This window comes from Moorena sp. SIO3B2, assembly GCF_010692525.1.
GTDB lineage: Bacteria > Cyanobacteriota > Cyanobacteriia > Cyanobacteriales > Coleofasciculaceae > Moorena > Moorena producens.
The window spans coordinates 1-1,482 of the sequence record NZ_JAAHHE010000853.1; the positions used below are offsets into that span (position 1 = coordinate 1).

Sequence of the window (1,482 nt, forward strand, 5' to 3'; positions counted from 1 at the left end):
CTCATCAGTCTTCGCGGCTGGATACCCCATCCCTCTACAGGGTGGGGAGGAAAGCCGCGCCTCCAATTAGTAGTTTACAATTAAGCCCGTTGAACGTTTTAGGAGTCGGACTTTCCGGGCGGTGAATTGTCCTATCCGCTTCCAATCGATATCGCTCACAGAAACCTGTCTTGCTGTTTCACCGCTTACCCAACCACGGGTTACTTTTCCGGCTTTAACAGCTTCAACATAATCTCCTTTGCGAAAACCATGACTAGTAGTTGTTCCACCGTATTTGCGCCGTTTTCCACCTTTAGAAAATTGCAACAGGTGTAATTGACGACGACTTATAGGAGCACGTCTAATCACAAAGATCAAAGTGTTAGTTATATTGCAGTTTTCTGGAACACTCAATTTGCCTTTGCTGTGATAGTAATTCTTGCGCCGGAAGAAATGAGTAGCAGCTAAAGCTATCCCATCTACCGCATGAGTGTTGACTGACTGCCGACTTTTGTCGGTTTTGTCCTTGACTAGTCCTAACGCTTCCCTTTTTAGAGCAGTCTCCCAGCCTTGTTTTTGAGTGACTGGGGCTATTTTTTCTAGCTGAGATATTGACCAATATTGGCCTACCATAACAGGAGAAAAACCCTTGTTTCCTCTAGCCTTGACTATTTCATAAACGATGGCTTTTACTGGGTACAAAAGGCTAAGTTCTTTGGCTACTCTTTGCTCTAACTGGCGGTTTGCTCGAATTGAAGGAGGTACCTTTTTGCTTACTCTATTTGAGAATCGTTTTTGTCTATGAGACCTTTGCGAGTAAGGTACCTTGCGGTTTATTCGACGGCTTCTACGAGTTCTTCGCATCATTTGTCGAGTATCCATGCGTACGCGGACTTTTTTGTACGGCAACACTAAATGCCCTGTCCAAAGAGTGGCATTATTTGACTGAACAGCAATACCAGAAAACATCTTTCCAGGATCAATCCCAATAGCAATGTCCTGAGTTTGTTCTCCAGACGGTTGGTTGACTAACTGAACAGCAAAAACATTTAGATCGTTTTGGTAAATAACAGCTAAACCTTGATTAAGCCAACGCCGAGCACGAGAGGCTTTTGTAGGCATCAATGGTTTGCCATCAGGTGAAATAACTGGAACTCGTAGCATGGTGATAAACCTCACGAGAAAAGTATTTGGGTTGATTACCCGTCCCCTCGACCACCGAATCTAAGATGTCCTGTCTAAGAGCAACTGACGACACAGTTTTGAAGAGATCCGGACTGGGGAAGCATCCGGATGTTCGTACCAAAATTCGGCTCAATGGTCTAGTCAAACACGGACAGTTGGTCGTCATCCCTCGCCCCATCCTCTTAGGTTGGGGTTATTGACTCGTTTAATTACATGTGCCAGTAGCATTAATCCAGCATTCCCCACACTCAGGATGATCACCCCGACAACACCGATCATCCAATCATCGCGCAAAACAGATACCACTAGGATCATGAT

General features: G+C 45.0%; 1 protein-coding gene. It reads right to left on the reverse strand.

Annotated features, from left to right (window positions below):
- Window positions 1-66: 66 nt before the first annotated feature.
- On the reverse strand, window positions 67-1,143 hold the full coding sequence (locus F6K38_RS41775) for an RRXRR domain-containing protein (protein WP_008189903.1): 1,077 nt from the start codon (window positions 1,141-1,143) through the stop codon (window positions 67-69).
- Between the last annotated feature and the right edge of the window lie 339 nt (window positions 1,144-1,482).